17 protein-coding genes are annotated in these 18,366 nt (G+C 40.6%); 5 read left to right on the forward strand and 12 right to left on the reverse strand.

Features of this window, described 5'->3' with window-relative positions; all coding sequences use genetic code 11:
- Positions 1-894, forward strand: a complete 894-nt coding sequence (locus C2M30_RS10135) for a peroxiredoxin family protein (RefSeq protein WP_105171546.1) — start codon at positions 1-3, stop codon at positions 892-894.
- Between the two features lie 50 nt (positions 895-944).
- Here the strand turns inward: C2M30_RS10135 and pgl are convergent, their stop codons facing one another.
- The 3 genes from pgl to pgi form a co-directional block, all read right to left on the reverse strand.
- Positions 945-1,658 (reverse strand): 6-phosphogluconolactonase, encoded by a 714-nt coding sequence (gene pgl, locus C2M30_RS10140; RefSeq protein WP_105171547.1) that lies wholly within the window; start codon positions 1,656-1,658, stop codon positions 945-947.
- A complete protein-coding gene (gene zwf, locus C2M30_RS10145) occupies positions 1,658-3,127 on the reverse strand; it encodes a glucose-6-phosphate dehydrogenase (protein WP_105171548.1) in 1,470 nt (489 codons plus the stop codon). The genes pgl and zwf overlap by 1 nt, the downstream gene beginning before the upstream one ends.
- A 540-nt stretch (positions 3,128-3,667) precedes the next feature.
- A complete protein-coding gene (gene pgi, locus C2M30_RS10150) occupies positions 3,668-5,311 on the reverse strand; it encodes a glucose-6-phosphate isomerase (RefSeq protein WP_105171549.1) in 1,644 nt (547 codons plus the stop codon).
- 286 nt (positions 5,312-5,597) lie between these two features.
- On the opposite strand from pgi, the gene C2M30_RS10155 reads away from it, so the two are divergent.
- Positions 5,598-6,626 carry a LacI family DNA-binding transcriptional regulator gene (locus tag C2M30_RS10155; protein WP_010560325.1) on the forward strand — a complete coding sequence of 343 codons (1,029 nt, stop codon included), beginning with the start codon at positions 5,598-5,600 and terminating at the stop codon, positions 6,624-6,626.
- A gap of 225 nt (positions 6,627-6,851) precedes the next feature.
- On the opposite strand, the gene C2M30_RS10160 is transcribed toward C2M30_RS10155, so the two are convergent.
- Together C2M30_RS10160 and C2M30_RS10165 are read right to left on the reverse strand one after the other, a co-directional pair.
- Positions 6,852-8,699, reverse strand: a complete 1,848-nt coding sequence (locus C2M30_RS10160; protein WP_105171550.1) for an aminotransferase class V-fold PLP-dependent enzyme — start codon at positions 8,697-8,699, stop codon at positions 6,852-6,854.
- A gap of 164 nt (positions 8,700-8,863) precedes the next feature.
- Complete coding sequence (locus C2M30_RS10165) at positions 8,864-10,201, reverse strand: ankyrin repeat domain-containing protein (RefSeq protein ID WP_105171551.1); 1,338 nt, start codon at positions 10,199-10,201, stop codon at positions 8,864-8,866.
- 134 nt (positions 10,202-10,335) lie between these two features.
- Here C2M30_RS10165 and C2M30_RS10170 point away from each other — a divergent pair, with 134 nt between their 5' ends.
- Positions 10,336-10,515: a DUF2897 family protein gene (locus C2M30_RS10170; RefSeq protein WP_010560328.1), complete on the forward strand. Its 180-nt coding sequence runs from the start codon at positions 10,336-10,338 to the stop codon at positions 10,513-10,515.
- Here C2M30_RS10170 and C2M30_RS10175 read toward each other — a convergent pair.
- Together C2M30_RS10175 and bamC are read right to left on the reverse strand one after the other, a co-directional pair.
- Positions 10,512-11,912, reverse strand: coding sequence for a YjiH family protein (locus C2M30_RS10175; protein WP_010560329.1), 1,401 nt, complete (start codon positions 11,910-11,912; stop codon positions 10,512-10,514). The two genes, C2M30_RS10170 and C2M30_RS10175, sit on opposite strands and share 4 nt — an antisense overlap.
- A gap of 158 nt (positions 11,913-12,070) precedes the next feature.
- Positions 12,071-13,201, reverse strand: a complete 1,131-nt coding sequence (gene bamC, locus C2M30_RS10180) for an outer membrane protein assembly factor BamC (protein WP_105171552.1) — start codon at positions 13,199-13,201, stop codon at positions 12,071-12,073.
- A 187-nt stretch (positions 13,202-13,388) separates the two neighbouring features.
- On the opposite strand from bamC, the gene C2M30_RS10185 reads away from it, so the two are divergent.
- Together C2M30_RS10185 and bcp are read left to right on the forward strand one after the other, a co-directional pair.
- Positions 13,389-13,922 (forward strand): glycine cleavage system protein R, encoded by a 534-nt coding sequence (locus C2M30_RS10185; RefSeq protein WP_010560331.1) that lies wholly within the window; start codon positions 13,389-13,391, stop codon positions 13,920-13,922.
- 11 nt (positions 13,923-13,933) lie between these two features.
- Positions 13,934-14,407, forward strand: a complete 474-nt coding sequence (gene bcp / locus C2M30_RS10190) for a thioredoxin-dependent thiol peroxidase (RefSeq protein WP_105171553.1) — start codon at positions 13,934-13,936, stop codon at positions 14,405-14,407.
- A gap of 75 nt (positions 14,408-14,482) precedes the next feature.
- On the opposite strand, the gene rluB is transcribed toward bcp, so the two are convergent.
- Genes rluB through rnm form a run of 5 tightly spaced genes read right to left on the reverse strand, consistent with a single transcriptional unit; the run spans position 14,483 to position 18,311 of the window.
- Entirely contained in the window at positions 14,483-15,358 is an 876-nt protein-coding gene (gene rluB, locus C2M30_RS10195) for a 23S rRNA pseudouridine(2605) synthase RluB (RefSeq protein ID WP_105171554.1), read from the reverse strand.
- 53 nt (positions 15,359-15,411) lie between these two features.
- A complete protein-coding gene (gene scpB, locus C2M30_RS10200; RefSeq protein ID WP_442792805.1) occupies positions 15,412-15,990 on the reverse strand; it encodes an SMC-Scp complex subunit ScpB in 579 nt (192 codons plus the stop codon).
- A gap of 17 nt (positions 15,991-16,007) precedes the next feature.
- Positions 16,008-16,802, reverse strand: coding sequence for a segregation and condensation protein A (locus C2M30_RS10205; RefSeq protein ID WP_105171556.1), 795 nt, complete (start codon positions 16,800-16,802; stop codon positions 16,008-16,010).
- Between the two features lie 24 nt (positions 16,803-16,826).
- Positions 16,827-17,447 (reverse strand): L-threonylcarbamoyladenylate synthase, encoded by a 621-nt coding sequence (locus C2M30_RS10210; protein WP_010560336.1) that lies wholly within the window; start codon positions 17,445-17,447, stop codon positions 16,827-16,829.
- Positions 17,448-17,456: 9 nt separating this feature from the next.
- Complete coding sequence (gene rnm / locus C2M30_RS10215) at positions 17,457-18,311, reverse strand: RNase RNM (protein WP_105171557.1); 855 nt, start codon at positions 18,309-18,311, stop codon at positions 17,457-17,459.
- Positions 18,312-18,366 lie beyond the last annotated feature (55 nt).

The following is an 18,366-nucleotide window of genomic DNA, read 5'->3' on the forward strand; positions in this document are numbered from 1 at the left end:
ATGTTTAATCAACTCAAAGCATTGCACATCCTAGTTGTAACTTTAGGCTTATTATTTTTTGCTAACCCTGCGTATACAAAAACACAAGAGCCAACTAAACATACGGTGTTTATGGATATTTGGGCACATTATGATGGCGCAAACTCCGTGTTTATTGACTGGCTAAATCAACAAAGCTATAGCGTCAGCTATAAACAACAAGATCTCAATGTAACACCCAGTCAAATAGCTGAATTTAAAAGCTACTACCCGCAATTTGCATCCATTGAGATCGATAAAGGGTTTAAGTTAATGCGGCAATATGACGTTTGGCAAACACCGTTTCATATTATTGAGCACGATGACAAAGTTTTATTTAAAGGTGATGATGCTGCGCTATTGGCATATCTAAAATTAAACCAACACATTTCCCAAGCCCAGTTTGCACACTATAAAAGCAAATTATTAGAAAAAGCGTCTTCACCACGTTTTAAAAAACAACCGCCGGTAAATCATATTGCCGTTGGTGAACAATTTTCAGATTTTGTTCGTGAAAGTTTATCGGGGCAAACGGTATCGTTAGGTAATACCATTAAAATGCTCAAGCCCAGTAATACACTTGAATTGGTATTTCTTGATAGTTTATGCCCAATGCCACACTTTCCAAATTGTGAGGCAAGCATAAAGCAATTAGCTGAAAATCAACTTAAACAAGGTAAATTGTATCTGGCTGTGATCAGTGGCTACTACGTTAACGAAGCCCATGTACGTAGTTTTATTGAAACCCATCAATTACAAATGCCGGTAATTTGGGACAGCGAAAATGCGATTTTTAAACGTTATGGTGTCTCTCAAACGCCTTATAAAATTGCCATAGATCATCGCGGAACTATTTTGAAACGTCACGCTTTCTAAACAAAAAAGCCCAACTTAAGTTGGGCTTTTTAATCTATTTTAGTCAAACATTAAGCTGTCCAGTACACTTCTACCGGTACCTTTGTTTGCTGTAAAATAGCGCGAAGTGGCATATCTGCAACCTCCCCGCCTGCTTTAGCTTCTTTATAAACTGCCAGTTTTTCTTCACCGCTTATTAAAAGCTTAATCACTTTCGATTGTAAAATAGCAGCACGCGTTAATGTCATACGCTCAGTAATATCACCTGTTACATCACTTTTTATTGCATCAATTGCCGCGACTAAATCAGTAGTTGTTAACGCATTATCAAGACCTTGGGCATGCGGGAAAAGTGATGCGGTATGACCATCTGGTCCCATACCTAAAATCGTCACATCAAAATTTTGTTTAAGTGCTGCATATGCGTTTTGGCACTCAGCTTGACCAAGTTGCGCACTGTCCGCTGGGTTTTTCATGGTTACAAAGTTAGCAGCTGCAGCTTTGTCTTGTAATAGCGTTGATTTAATAAACGCTTCATTACTTTTATCATGGCTTTGCTCAACCCAACGTTCATCAACCATAGCTACGTCGATTTTATCCCATGCTAACTCAAGACCACTTAAATAGCGATATGCTGGTGCCGGTGACGAACCGCCTGATACCATTAATACAGCACGACCATCTTGTTCAATACCTTGTGCTAAACACTTAGCAAGATCTTCACCTAATTCAGCGTTATAGGCATCTTTTGAATCGAAAAACTTTTCAATAATATTGGCTGACATTATTTGTTATTCCCTGCGTTGTACCATGCGTGATTATTTTCAGCGAGTAGCTCGTCTGCATCTTCTGGCCCCCACGTACCTGCACGATAAAGTGCTGGCATACCCGCTGTTTGCCACTGTTCAATAATTGGATCAATCCACGCCCATGCTTGACGTACTTCGTCACGGTGAATAAACAGTGATGCATTACCTGCCGCAGCATCAAGCATTAAGCGCTTGTACGCATCTGAATGGAAGCCATTTTCATAGTTTTTAGACAAATCTAAGTCAAGCGTTACTGGTTCAAGTTGCATTTCTAAATTATCTAAACGCTTAGACATTAGCGTCAGCTGAATGCTTTCTTCCGGCTGTAAGCGGATCACTAATCGGTTTGGCTCAATGCCGCCAACCGTTTCGTCATACACGTTGTGAGATACATTTTTGTATTCTACGATAATCTCAGCACAACGCTGTTTCATGCGTTTACCGGTTCTTAGGTAGAATGGTACGCCAGCCCAACGCCAGTTTTCAATGTGTGCACGGATCGCTACAAAGGTTTCTGTTTCGCTGTTTTCGCCAAGCTCTTCTAAATAGCCAGGTACCAATTTGCCGTCAAGTTGGCCCGGTACGTATTGACCACGTACGGTGTTTGCTTCAACGTCATCACCTACAAGTGGACGCAAAGCTTCAAGTACTTTTAATTTTTCCGTGCGAATGCTTTTAGCCGTTAGCTTATTTGGAGATTCCATCGCTACAAGGCACAATAGTTGTAACAAGTGGTTTTGTACCATATCGCGCAGCGCACCGGCTTTGTCGTAAAAGCCCGCTCGGCTTTCTAGGCCAACAGTTTCAGAAATACTGATCTGAATATTATCAATCGATTTTGCATCCCACATATTTTCAAACATCACATTTGAAAAACGCAGTGCCATTAAGTTTTGAACTGTCTCTTTACCCAGGTAATGATCGATGCGATAAATTTGGCTTTCTTTAAAGTATTCTGCGATTTTCGCGTTAATTTCTTCTGCTGACGCGCCACAGTAACCAATTGGTTTTTCCACCACAACACGTGTTGATTTAGTAATCAGCTGATTATCAGATAAAAGCTCACTACAACGGCCGTATACCGCAGGCGGTAATGAGTAATAGAAAACGCGCGCTTTGTCTTGTTCGTCTGACTCTAAAATTTCTTTTAAACGTGTCCAGTTATCGTCTTGCTCGGTGACATTAACAACAATTGGTTTTAAAAACGCAGAAAACGCTTTCCAGTCTTTCGCGTTATATTCGCCTTTACCTAAAAACGACTTAAGGCTGCTTTGTACTTTATCAACAAATTCTTGTTCATTTGCTAATGCCCTAACGGTTGGCAGAATTCGCGTCCCTTCCGGCAGGTTTCCTTCTTGATAAGCACGGTACATTGCAGGTAGCAGTTTACGCAGTGATAAATCACCACCACCACCAAAAATAACAATATCGAATGGGTTTAGCATAATTGTTCTCTTCGTTTTAGTAACTTGTTGTTAAGTACAATATAGAATGTGTTTTTAGTTCGTTATGTTAGCACTAAATAGCGCTTGGGTAAGCTATTTATGAATGCTAATTTATATTGAATTCGTATGTAACTGCTCACGCAAATGGGGCTATGAAGAAAAGAGTTTTCAGGAGTAACAATGCTCTCACCCACTGTTACCCCTGAATACTCAGCGCTACTCAGTTCGCTTTATAAACGGATATGAGCTTTGGAGGCGTCAACTCTCTCACCAATTGACGCTCCAAATCACTCAGCGCTACCCGTTCAAAGGTATTTTTTACTATTTGATTACGTTCAACTTGCATTTGCCAAGTTGCTATCTGAACCGGTAAATAAGAGTGTTTGGAAGCGTCAACTCTCTCACCAATTGACGTTCCAAATAACTCAGTGCTACCCGTTCAAAGGTATTTGTTGCAGTTTAAAAGCAGCCTAAGGCATTTTGAAAACCGCGCAGTCTAAGCTAATGCCAATCACTTAACCCTGACATTTGACCGCTTTTTTAATTTTTTCGCTTATTTTTATACAGTGCGATTAAGCCCGCTGTTGAGCTATCGTGAGCCAGCGTTTCATCTGTCTCTAATTCTTTTTGAATGGCATTTGCTAAGCCTTTGCCCAATTCCACGCCCCATTGGTCGAATGAACAAATTTCTAGAATAATGCCCTGACAGAAAATCTTATGTTCATAAAGTGCAATTAAACGGCCTAAATGCTTCGCATCAATGGTATCAAGTAAAATTGATGTGGTAGGACGATTGCCTTGATGTACTTTATGCTCAACCAGCTCAGCAATACGCGCTTCGCTTAAGCCTTTGCTTGCTAATTCTTTTTCAACTTGCGCTTTGCTAACGCCTGTCATCATGGCTTCAGTTTGTGCAAAAAAGTTTGCCATTAGAATTTCATGATGATTGTTCACCTCACGCACAGGCTTTATTGAACCAATAAAATCGGCCGGCACAATCGTCGTACCTTGGTGCAAATATTGGTAAAACGCGTGTTGACCATTGATACCTGTCATACCCCAAATAAGTGGTACGCTCGTATAATCAATCGCTTGGCCATCAAACGTGACTGATTTGCCGTTACTTTCCATCTCTGCTTGTTGCAGGTATGCCGGTAACATATGCATGCTTTGATCGTAAGGTAAAATAGCCTGCGCTCGTGCATCCAAAAAGCTAGTATTCCACACGCTTAAAAGCGCCATAAGCACAGGAATGTTATTTTCAAAGTTTGTTTCTACAAAATGCTGATCAACTTCAAATGCACCTTCAAGTAACTCAATAAACGCATCAAAGCCAAGATACAAAGCGATAGGTAAACCAATTGCTGACCACATTGAAAAACGTCCACCAACCCAGTCCCACATGGTAAATACGTTATCTGGATTAATACCGAATTCTGACGTTTTTTCTAAATTGGTGCTCACTGCGGCAAAATGCTTTGCAACCGCATCGTCATTACCAGCAGCCTGTTTCAACCATGCAACAGCTGTTTTCGCGTTTGCCATGGTTTCTGATGTGGTAAAGGTTTTACTTGAGATAATAAATAGCGTGGTTTCCGCATTCACTTTGCTCAGTACATTTGCTATCTGCATACCATCGGCGTTTGATGCATAATGCACTTTAAGCGTTTCATCTGCGTATGCAGCAAGCGCTTCTGTTGCCATTTGCGGGCCAAGGTTTGAGCCGCCAACACCAATGCTCACCACATCAGTAATGCGCTTACCTGTGTAACCTAACCAAGCGCCACTGCGCACTTTTTCGGTAAATGCACTGATTTTATTCAATTCTGCGTTAACGGCATCAACCACATTTTCGCCGTCAACATACACCGCCTGATTATTGCGTTTACGCAAGGCAGTATGCAGCACAGCGCGGTTTTCAGTAATATTAATTTTTTCACCAGAAAACATTTTGTCGCGCCATGATGCCAAATCAACATCATTGGCGAGTGCTAATAACGCATTTTTAACATCTTGAGTGATCAGGTTTTTTGAGTAATCAAAGAAAACGCCATCAATTTGCGTGGAAAAACGCTCAAATCTTTGTGCATCATTAGCAAATAAATCAACTAAGTGCTGTTGCTTTATATCACTTGCAAGGCCTGCCAGTGTTTGCCAACTTGCTAAAGAAGAACGACTACTCATACTCTACCTAACTCTCTTTACCCTAAGCGTGTGTTTGCAACTTGAAACTCGCTAAACACTTGCTAAAGTTACTACTTATTAAAATGTCTAGGTTAACAATAAGTAAAAATGACAACGCTGTCAATTGACAATTTAAACTTTTTGACACCGGTATCACGTCATATTAATTGTATAAATTATGAAACATAGCTACAGACTTGAAAAAAAAACAGTTAGAATAATACGTTGTGTGTTATTAACCCCATGCTTTTATGCAAAGCTCATCAGCAAAAGATATAATAACAATATGAAAGTCACCATAAATGATGTTGCACGCCTAGCCGGCGTATCAATGAAAACAGTATCTCGTGTTATGAACAACGAGCCCTCTGTTAGAAAAAAAACCTCCGATAAGGTTATGGCTGCTGTTAAAGAATTAAACTACAAACCAAACTTAGCGGCGCGTAGTTTAGCAGGCACCAAGTCATTTGCTATCGGCTTCGTTTATAGCAACCCGAATGCTTATTATGTCATTGATATGCAAAATGGTATTTTATCTCGCTGTAAAGAAGAAGGTTACGAACTACTTATTCACCCGTGCAGCAGTACCGACGAAAATGTGCTAGAAGAAATTCAAACCATGATCGAGCGCTCGCGTTTATCTGGATTAGTATTAACGCCACCGCTGTCTGAGCGTCAAGATGTTACAGATTTACTTGATTCTATCGGCATTAACTATGTGCGCATATTATCGGGCCGCGAACCGAGCGAAAAAGAAAGTAAGCCTAACGCTATATTCGTAAATGACCACGATGCTGCATATCAAATTACCGAGCATTTAATTTCGCTCGGTCACAAGCACATTGCATTTATTACCGGTGAAGAAGAACACAAATCAACACTTGAGCGCTTAGCGGGCTACAAAGCCGCATTATCTGCTCATAATATTACGTTAAACGATGCGCTGATATTTCCGGGCAAGTACTCGTTTGAATCCGGTGTTGAAGGCGCTAAAGCATTGATGGCGAATAACGAAAAAGTCACCGCTATTTTTGCCTGTAACGATGAAATCGCGGCGGGTGCATTATTCGCGTCGCGTTTGATGGATATTAAAATTCCTGAGCAACTGTCTATTACTGGATTTGAGGATTCACCCTTCTCAAAACAAACATGGCCAAAATTAACAACGGCTCATCAGTCTAACCAAGATATTGCTACGCAAGCAGCGAAGCTACTATTTGCAAACAGCCGCCCAACTAAAATTAAAGAAGAAAAAATGGCAATTTGTTTTACGCCTGAATTGGTTGTGAGGGACTCAACCGGTAATGCGCTGTAACAACAATTCATTTAAATTATAAAAAAAGCAGCTTTAAGCTGCTTTTTTATACCAATTCTGTTAAGAATGTGGTCAGAGTTTGTGCTGATAAATAAATCATCACGGAGCAAAACTTTTCTTATGCGGTTGTTCTACGTTGATAAATTCAAACACTGTTAGCATTAAACTTAACCCGCTAGGATGACCTGCTATGTAAGCGAATTCTATTCGTGCTGTTATCCACTGCTAAATAAAGGCAACGCCACCAGAGAGATTATTTAACTTAGTAAAGTTAAGGCTAGTAAGTAGCTCACAACAGGCTTTAGAGCGACGACCACTGCGACACACCAACACATAATGATTGTCTTTTACCAGCTGCCCCGAAGCAAACTCATTTAGCAAACGGTGACTTGGAATATTCGTCACCATATCGCGTGGGATCTTTAGATAGTCACTTAGCTCACCTTCTTGATGTTCATAATGCTCGCGAATATCAATGATGCCATCCAATTTATTAGCGGCTAATTGTGCTTTAAGCTCGGTACTGTTTATTTCAGTAACGGCGTTAGGCGCGTTTAATGTTAATGCAAGCTTTAACTGACTACCTTGATGAGTAAATAGAACTGCGCGATCACACAGTTCAACGTTAAACTCAGGCATTACTTTATCTGTTGCTAAATCAACGAATTGACTGTCTAAAAATACGTCTACATAGTCAGATTTATCGCTAATAATATGGGTGATCTTCAACCCTTGCTTAGTTGCTAAACGTTTAACCTTGTTTATCTCAGAAAAGATAGGGTTAATTAGTAAAGTATCAAGTGATTGATTGACAATAAGGTACATAATATTGCCATCGATTACATATTGATTAATACCAACTGCACAAGGTGTTTCTTTAGTATAACTCGTTAACATACATGCATTAGCGAGCTTATCTTTAAGCGCCATAATGCGCTCACACGCACTGTTAATTTCATCTTCACTTGCCATTGGGCCAAACGATAGGCGAATTGCGTTCTCACTTTGCCATGGCGCTAAATTCATCGCATCGAGTACAAAGCTACTCGCTGCGCCTGAGCTACAAGCAGAACCTGCACTCACTCGAATGCCAGCAGCATCAAATAAATTCATTACTTCGCTGCCTGCAATGTTAGCAACACTAAAGTTAATTGTGGTTGGAACCGATACTGAAAAGTCGTTATTAAAAACGATTTCATCAAATGTATGCGACAATGCTTTTGCTAACTTATCACGGTAACTCGCCAACACATCTGCCGATTTAAACGGGCTTGCTTCGCCCTTTTGCATTAATTCAAATAACTTTTTTAAACCTGCTATGCCCGGCAAATTCTCGGTACCTGAACGCGCGCCACTTTCCTGCCCTCCACCTGCAATAAAAGGTGTCAGTGGCGCATCTTCACTTAAATATAAAAAGCCAATACCTTTAGGTGCATACAGCTTGTGACCAGAAAACGGCGCATAATTGATGCTTGTTTGGTCAAGATCCAATTTTTGTTTACCTAAACCTTGTACACAATCCACCATCCAAAACACATTTGGATTGTTATCACGGATCACTTTATCTAATGCAGCAATGTCTTGTGTTGCACCTGTTTCATTGTTTACTATCATGGTACAAATTAGCAGAGCATTTTTGCTGTGCTCTGCAATAAACTGATGATCGAGCAAGCCTTTTTTATCAACTGGAATTGCTAATATTTCAGCGTTAATTTCAAGTAACTCATTCCAATGCTTTAGCGTATTTGGCACGGCTTTGTGCTCAGTTGCACCATAAAGCAATACTGGCTTTTCGATGGTGTGATTTTTTGCAGCAACCAATGCAGATACAACCGACGTTTGGATCCCCTCTGTTGCACCCGAGGTAAATAGCAACCTTCCCTTTTCAGCACCAATTAATCGTTTGCCTAATTGGCGTGTGTCTTCCATTAAACGCTTGGCTTTTAACCCGGTAATGTGAGATGACGACGGGTTACCAAACTCCACTTCCATACAGTGCATCACTTCCTGAGCGATTTCACTGTAAACCGGTGTTGTTGCATTGGCGTCTAAATAAATTAAAGATTGGCTCATGGTTACTGCTTTATTACTTTATGGAATATCTTATAACATTGTTTCAAATATCCATCAGAAAGGCTAATAACATTTCGTTTTGACCTAACGGGTTTTTATAAAGCTTTTACCACAAACAAAAAAGGCCACTGTATAAGTGGCCTTTTATAATTTTTAGAAACAGCTTAGCTGAGCACAGTTGTTAAGATAACCAATAGCAGTAATAACGCTAATATGAGTGATATTGGCGACAATATGCGAATAAGCGTTAATGCAAACGGATGCTTAATATTTGGGTATAAATTGCTGCGCTTTAATGACAAAGCAAAAGCAAATGCACCGAGTGACACTAGCGTTGTCGCAATGCTGATTTCTGTTTTTATAGTAATTGAGTCTGAAAAGATCAGAAAAATCTGTAACGGCAAAATAAAACACACTAATGCATGTAACAAATGCACATGCTGGATCAGTTTTAATTGCCCTTCTTCACTCAATTCTTTAATACCAAACTTGTGTTCGAAGTGCTTTATCACTTCAGGCAGCTCTAATTCAACCGCTAAGCGATATGGTGTAAGGCCATCGCTGTCTTTTTGATGATAATTTACGCCACCGTTAAGCGCTTTACTAATAATATCCAAACTGCGAGCTCGCACCGCAAAATGCAGCAAGTTATTACCTTTTAAGTCGCATTCACTTGCACGTTCTTTGCTTAGCAAAGCATCAAATACATTTGCAAAGCCTTGCTTAGCTGACCAAATTAAGGCAGTTAAACCATCTTCATCAGTGATCTGCCCTTTTGCCCCCTGCTCGATAAAGCGCATACATAAGCTTTGTTTAGCATCAGGCTGTGAAATATGAGATAGCAGCGCACGCTCTAACAAACGGTTATCAACTTCACCATCAGAGAGTGCAAGCAACAAATCAAAAAAGTCTTCGCCTTGACGCAATCTATCGGCGATTTCTTCTGCCAATACATTGGTATCACCAGTTACATTACTTTTAATAAAGGGTAAGGCAGCTTCACGAAAATCATCATCCGCCCAAATCGCTAACACATCGTCGTGTGATAACGGCATGCCGAGGTTTAAAAACTGCTGAAACAGCTTAAAGAAACGCAAATGCATACACAGTGAGGTAAGTGTTAGCTCACTTTGCATTGCAACCTGATTACCAATCGCCGCGTATTGGTCGATTCGTGATAACAAGAGTTCACTTATTGCTTCTTTGCTGTTGAGTTGCTGATGTAAATGCGCAATAGCCGATTCAATATACTGCTGAGCATTATCATCGTATTCAAATATATGCTGATAGAAACATTGCTCAAATGGCTCTGCCGGCTTTAACCACAATAAATAATACAGTGGTGGTAGCACGCTGCTGCTGATCCCTTGCGCGTCTTTGGTCTCTTCGCATTTCGGCCAAGCTTCAAGGGCATCCAAAATAAATGCGCCATTTTGCTCTAACAAACCTTTTAATAAAAGTGGATAAGCCTCAGGCCAAACTAATACTCGCTCAAGTGACAACGCAGTGCTCCAGAATAAAATGTAATTACGCGAAACGCGCTAATAGTAACAACTATTTAATTGATGAAAAAGAACTTATTAAGTTCCATTTACTGGGTTAAAATTAAAGAAATTCACAACTTTTAGGCAAATCTATGAGCATCTGGGCCACAATCTTAATAATCGCAATTGTGCTTGGCGTGATTTGGAGCAATATCGCGTTACTAAAGCATTCCGCAAAAATGGATATGAAAAACTTTAATCAAGATCCGATAGAAAAAGCTCGCCGCTCATTAGAAGAAAAACAGCGAGCCGAAAAAGATCAAGAAAATTAGCCTACTAACCAATGTCCCATTAAGGCAATTACCGGTAGCGTTACTAATGTACGCAAAATAAAAATCATAAATAACTCAAAGATATTTACTGGAATTTTGCTACCTAGTAACAGTGCACCCACTTCAGACATGTAAATCAACTGGGTTACACTCATTGCCGCAACCACAAAACGCGTAAGTTCACTGTTAATATTTTGCGCCGCCAAAATTGATGGAATAAACATATCGGCAAAGCCCACAACCACAGTTTGCGCAGCCTTTTCAGCTTCCGGAATTTGCATCAGTTCAAACAGTGGAATAAACGGTGTGCCTAACCATTGAAATACTGGCGTATATTCAGCAATCACAAGAGCAATCGTACCGATCGCCATAACTACTGGCAGTACCGCAAACACCATATCAACGGCATTTTTTAAACCATCGATAAGCGTTTCTTTAATTGTTTGCGCATGACGTGCTTTATCAAGTGCCACATCTAGTGAATGTTTAAACAAGGTTTTCCCTTCAGGTAATGCCTCTGGGTTACCTTTTACTTCTTCACCATCAATGTATATGTCTTTTTTGAATCTAAGTGGAGGCAAGCGCGGAACAATCAGTGCAGCGGCAATACCCGCCATACAAACAGTAAGGTAAAACGGTGCAAATAAATGCGCCAATTTTACTTGACCAATAACCACCAAACAAAAGGTAATTGAAACCGCCGAGAAAGTTGTACCAATAATCGCCGCTTCACGCTGTGTATAATGTTTTTCTTCATACTGCTTCGCAGTCATTAAAATACCCACACTGCCGTCACCTAACCAAGAGGCAACACAGTTAACGGCACTGCGACCCGGTACACCAAAAAGTGGACGCATTACTTTAGTCAGTAACGTACCGACTAATTCAAGCAAACCGAAATTAAGCAATAAAGGCAGTAATAAACCAGCTAAAATAAATACCGAAAATAGAATTGGCATCAACTCGTGCAGGACCAAGCCACCAACTGCGTCTGAGTGAATCTCAATTTTGGTGTCACCAATCGAAAACGTACCGACTTTTAAGTACGCCATTAGCACAAAAATAGCGCCTAACGTACGTGCCACAAGCCAAATCGGGCTCACAATCAGTAAGTGACGGACAAAGCTACCCGCTTTTAAAAACTTTGGTTTAAATAGCGTAGCTAAGCCCGATATTACTGCCATTGACACAATCACCGATGTCACAATAAGCGTAATTGAGTGTGCTAACGCGCCTTTTAATTCCTTAGCCAATATCGCTATGGGGATAGTGAATTCGCCACCATAGTTAATCGGTGTCATAAATAAAAACACGCCTATTAATGACGGAATAAGGAAAATCATTATGGTCGCAAAATTACTGCGTGGCGCAGTCGATTGATTAGCTTCCAAACTCATACTTGTTACCTTTAAAGTGATAGCGGTAAATTGATTTGCATATCTTTGCCAACAAAATGCATAACCATTTACTTATTTGCTATTTTAATCGCTACTTTTCTATCGTTTAAAAGCAAAAAAGAGCCGAGGGCTCTTTTTTGCTAATCCAATTTTATAAATTATTGAACGGTTACACCGCGCTCTTTTAGCATGGCTAAAATAACTTGTAGTGTATCGCTTAACGTGCCCGGCTCTAATGTTTCACCCTCAGCATCAAGCCAAGTAATTGATGTGCCACCGGTGTTCGTTTCAGCAACCAATAATTGATACTGACCTGCTTCAAGTGGCAGTTTACGAACGTCATCACCCCAAATTGAATCCCAAACGCTTTCGTCTGGTGTTTCGTACGTGGCGAAAATTAAGTTACGAGATTGTTCGATTTCATCAATATTGAAACCAACGCGCTCTAAGAAGCTTGGGAAGCGCTCAAAAATATCACGTGCTTTTTGCTCAGTTACAAACGCCGCGTTACCTTTGTCATCAAAGCCCATTTGCAGCGATACAATGCCGCGTGCTTTATTTAATTCAACCATTAACTGTCGGTAGTTAAAGTCGAACTGACCAATAAACTCATTTAGCGCCGCCACTTCTAAACGCTGCTGCAGTACCGCTGTTAACTCGTCGTATTTTGATTCAAAATCAACTAATTCAACCTTTACCGATGCGGTGCGTTTATGCTCTTCAGTTTCAACAATAAACTTAAATTTTTGACGGCTTAATTCGCGCTCTTCTTGCCACCACCAAACATCAATTGGCTCTTCAATTGTATGCCAGTTAGTCACTACGTAATTGTCAGCTTTATTTTCTGTGGTTACTTGGCGCTCAACAAATAAATCGTCAATCGCTTGCCAAATAAAACTTTCTAAATCTTGAATGCCTTCGTTTTTATCGAAGAAAATGCGCGACTCTTTATCGCCTTCGTTAATCCATGAACCTTGTGCGAAAGTAAGCACTTGAGCCGGTGCTTTTACCAGATATAACGCACTTTCTTCAGCTGATGTATATTGTGCCGAGTCAAGATCGTAGGCAGGATCTTTGTATGGTTTTGTCAGGTTACCTGGCACTTTAAGTTCATCATTAACACGGTAATTGCGTTTATGATGCGAATCATTGGTGAAAACAGAACAAGCAGTAATCGCCATTGAGATAGCGACAACCAATGAATTTCGGATCCAATACTGCACAAATTTCTCCTTGGTGTGCTCTTTATTATTTGCTTGATTTGACGCAGCACACACTGTTTGGTTCATAATATTATTCTCAAAATTGCCGCCTATGTTACTTTTACTAAGGGCCAAACACAAGAAACCACCACCCTATCTTTAATTTATTCTTAACAATTCGCTATAATTTTCACCACATCATATATTTACATGGTTGAACCCATTTAAATTTGCTAAAATTCGCGGCCACGTTATTAACCCATTGAGACTAAAAATGACGTTAAACACTGGAAATCAACTTGTTGTTACTGCCATCGGTGAAGATCGCCCCGGCATAGTGAGTGAGCTTACTAAGCTAGTAAGTGAAACTAATTGCAATATTATTGATAGCCGCATTGCCATTTTAGGTAATGAATTCACCTTTATAATGTTGCTTGAAGGCGATATTTCTGCCATTAGTCGTGTTGAATATAATATTCCAACAAAAAGCGTTGAGCTTGGTTTATTAACCATGATGAAACGCACCAGCCAACATCAAGAAAAACAGTATAAAGCAGGTTATAAACTAACCTACCACGGCCCTGATACGCCAGGCACACTAAGCAAAGTGACGCAATTGATGGCTGACTACCAAGTAAATATTGCAGCACTTAAATCTGATAGTGTTGAACAAGATGGTGATGTGGTAATGCGCTCGGAAATTGACATTAATTTCTCGCGTGACGTGGATGAAGCTGAATTTAAACATCAACTTGAGATCATTTTTTCAAAGTCTAACGTAGAACACATTTTAAAACGGATTCGATAGGAAATTATAATATGAATACGCTTCAAGCTGGCGATAAAGCACCGCTATTCTCACTTGCCGATCAAAACGGTCACACAGTAGAACTTGCAGAATTATTAAAAGAAAACAAAGTACTTGTTTATTTTTACCCAAAAGCATCCACACCGGGCTGTACAGTGCAAGCTGAAAATCTGCGCGATCATAAAGCTGAACTTGCAGCGTTTAATACCGTTGCGGTTGGCATTAGCCCAGATCCGGTAAAACGCCTTAAAAACTTCGAAACCAAAAAAGAGCTTAACTTCCCGCTGTTATCTGACGAAGACCACGCCATTGCCGATGCATTTGGTGTGTGGGGTTTAAAAAAGTTTATGGGTAAAGAGTATGACGGCATTCACCGTTTATCTTTCCTTGTTGGCCAAGATGGTACAATTGAACATTTCTTTAATAAATTTAAAACCAAAGATCACCACCAAGTGGTTATTGATTACTTAAAAGAAAATGCTTAATTAAGAAAAACATTCTTAATTAAAAAAGCGCCAATTGGCGCTTTTTTAATATCTACAATTCAGTTACGCACCGAGTTACTTTTTTGGTGCACGGCGTTTATTGCCCGGCGTCACACGTTGATTATGCTTTTTAACCGCTTTACGGATCTTATTAATCTTAGCGCGGCGATCTTTACGCTTCTCTGGCATTACCGATAGTTTTGTTTCGGTTTCGCGGCGCATTCCAACCGTTTGACGTAAATAGTTTACATCTTTTAGGTTAAGTTCTTCCCAACCACCTTGTGGTAAACGTTTATTCAGTAGTAAGTCACCATAGCGAACACGAATTAGGCGTGACACTTCTACTTCCTGTGATTGCCATAAACGGCGTACTTCTCGGTTACGACCTTCGGTTAAGGTAACGTTAAACCAATTGTTTAAACCGCTTCCGCCTTGCGGTACTACTGATAAGAATTTGGCAAAGCCATCGTCTAGTTCAACACCATTGGTCACGTTATTAAGTGTTTGCTGTGTCACTTCACCAAACACGCGCACTGCGTATTCACGTTCCACTTCATAACTTGGGTGCATTAAACGGTTGGCAAGTTCACCATCATTGGTAAATAGGAGTAAGCCTGAGGTATTGATATCTAAACGACCAATGGCAATCCAGCGGTCATTTTCAAGCGGTGGTAAACGGTCAAATACGGTGCGACGACCTTCAGGATCTTTACGTGTACACAGCTCGCCTTCTGGCTTATGGTACATTAATACACGGCAAACACGTTCGTTTGACGCTTCAATTTTAACAACGTGTCCATCAAGGCGAATGCGTTGTGTTGGCTCGACACGATCACCTAATCGGGCAACCTTGCCATCGATACTAACACGGCCCGATTCAATAAATTTTTCACATTCACGACGTGAACCTTTACCCGCACGTGCTAATACTTTTTGTAACTTTTCGCTCATTATTTTCTCATGTAACTTCGCAGCTAGGAATTGATGGCTATTCTAGCACAGAGCTAATCAAGTTGCGCAGGCTCACTGAGGATTTGTGAGATTTTTTCGTCTTGCACCGCAGGCAGTGGCGGTAATTCATTCAATGATGACAACGAGAAATGATCTAAGAATTGTTTAGTGGTGCCATAAAGTACCGGTTTGCCCGGTACTTCTTTATAACCAACCACTTTGACCCAATTGTGCTCAAGCATGGTTTTAATAGTTTGACTGCTTACGGTAACGCCGCGCACTTGCTCTATTTCACCACGGGTAATTGGCTGACGATACGCAATTAAACTTAATGTTTCTAAAAATGCACGGGAATATTTAGGGGCTTTTTCTTGCCATAGTTTATTAAGCCATGGCGATAAACTGCTACATGCTTGAAACCGATAACCTGATCCCACTTTTACTAACCGCACACCGCGCGTCGCGTAATGCGCCATAATGGCATCGATAGCGCTTTGAATACGCTTTAGGGATATAGAAAAGTCACTTAATACGGTGTCTCGCAGCTTGTCTTTGGTTAATGGCGTATTCGCAACAAAAATTGCCGCTTCAATCAATTCAATTAACTGCTCATCAGAAAGTCGCTTCGCCATAATACCTATTTCGTTATTTATTTTAGTTTAAGGTAGATGAGCGAGTTTATATCGCTTTGCTGAACCACAATCAAGCTTTCCTTCACCAGCTCTAAAATGGCGATAAAACTTACCACTACAGCCGCTTTGCCTTCAACGTGTTCAAACGCCTGAGAGAATGGCAAAAAGCCATCATTTTCTGTTAAAAGCGATAAAATATGTGACATCCGCGCACGAGTTGAAAGCACTTCGGCACTAACTTGATGATGGGTTAACGTTTGCGCTCGCGCCATTACATCACTAAGTGCCAGCAATAACTCTTTCACACAGAGGTCAGGCAGTTCAACATCTTGCGACTGTGTTTCATCTAACAGTGCATGGGCAATATGAATATCGCGTTCTACTCGTGGTAACGCATCGAGGTTTTCGGCTGCTTTTCTAAATTGTTCGTATTCTTGTAAGCGCTTAATCAGCAGTGCCCGAGGATCATCTTCTTCTTCTTCCAGCTCTTTATGTACCGGTAATAATAAGCGAGATTTAATTTGAGCAAGTAACGCCGCCATCACTAAGTATTCAGCAGCAAGCTCAAGCTTAAACTCTTTCATCATCTCAACATATTGCATATATTGCCCAGTGATTTTGGCAATCGAAACATCAAGAATATCGAGTTTGTGCTTTTTAATTAGATACAGCAATAAATCAAGCGGACCTTCAAATGCTTCCAGTGCTACTTCAAGTGCATCGGGCGGAATATAAAGATCTTCAGGTTTATCAGTTACCGCTTTGCCATGTAAAAAGCCAAGCGGTAATTTTTGCTGCTGCATTTCGCTCATGGGCGCTGTTTAAACTCTGGATACTTATTCAAATGGTGCTGGGTCGCCTGCACCCACACGAATAATCTCTACCGTGTCTTCCGAAAAATCCACAACGGTTGTTGGCTGCTCAGACAAATAGCCACCGTGAATAATCAAATCCACTTGTTTTTCTAATTGAAAGCGAATTTCTTCAGGATCCGCCTCAGCAAATTGTTCACCCGGTAAAATTAACGAACATGACATTAACGGTTCGCCCAATTCCGCCAAAATCGCTTGAGTAATAATGTGATCAGGCACGCGAATACCAATGGTTTTCTTTTTCTCGTTGAGCAAGCGACGTGGCACTTCTTTAGTACCTTTAAAGATAAAAGTATATTGCCCTGGCGTATTATTTTTAATTAATCGAAACAAACTGTTATCTACACGGGCGTAAGTGGCAAGTTCCGATAAATCACGGCAAACAAGAGTAAAGTTATGGTGTTTTTCTAAACCACGAATACGCGCTATTCGCTCCATTGCATTTTTATTACCTATGCTACAGCCGATTGCATAACCGGAATCCGTTGGAAACACAATTACCTTGCCTTGCTGAATCATATCAACCGCTTGACGCACTAAACGCGCCTGTGGGTTTTCTGGGTGAATATGAAAAAATTGACTCATTGGATATCCTTAATTTAATTCTTGTTCTTTGGCAATCGCCCAATCCTGCCAAATTGGCACACTGGCTTTAGGTAAGTATAAGTTCTTTCCAAGTTCTAACCAGTTGGTTGCAAAATGAAAATCTGAACCTTGCGACGAAAGCAGCTGATATTCTTCAGCAAGCTGCGCTAAAAACTGACGATCACTCGGTGCTTGTTGTGGCAGCGCCACTTCAATGCCATCGCCACCAGCATGTTTAAATTCTTCAAGTAAACGGCGTAACCATTTATTAGAGAGCTTATAACGACTTGGATGCGCCAATACCGCTTGACCACCCGCCGCTTTAATTGCCTTCACCGCAGTTGCAATATCACACCATTCGCTGGTTACATAACCCGGTTTACCGCGCACTAAAAATTTTTTAAACACCCCTTGTAAGGTGTTTGCTGCCCCTTGCGCTTGAATTACTTGGGCAAAATGGGCACGGGTAAGCTGGCCTTTATTGGCTAACGCTTTTGCTCGTTCTAATACGTTTTCAAACCCGCGTTTTTCAAGCTTTTCAGCCATTTTTTCAGCGCGGGTTGCGCGTTTTTCTGTTTGCTCAGCAATCAAACCTGCCAAAGTGCTATTTTCAACATCAATGTTTAAACCAACAATATGAATTTCAAAGCTTTCCCATTTGGTTGAAAACTCGATACCCTTAATAAGTGTTAGCGGTAACGCATTTTTGTCGATATGCTGCTGTGCAATTGGCAGCGCCTTAACGGTATCGTGGTCGGTAATCGCTAATATATCAACGCCCTTTTCAACGGCGCGTTCAACTAAGTCTTCTGGGGATAGCTTGCCATCGGAATAATACGTATGGCTGTGTAGGTCAAATTTCATAAATATGGTTTTCGTTTGTATTGCGTGTAATCATACCAAATTCAGTGGCTAATTA

Origin of the sequence: Pseudoalteromonas sp. T1lg24 (genome assembly GCF_002964745.1) — a bacterium.
In the GTDB taxonomy this organism is placed as follows: Bacteria; Pseudomonadota; Gammaproteobacteria; order Enterobacterales; family Alteromonadaceae; genus Pseudoalteromonas; species Pseudoalteromonas spongiae.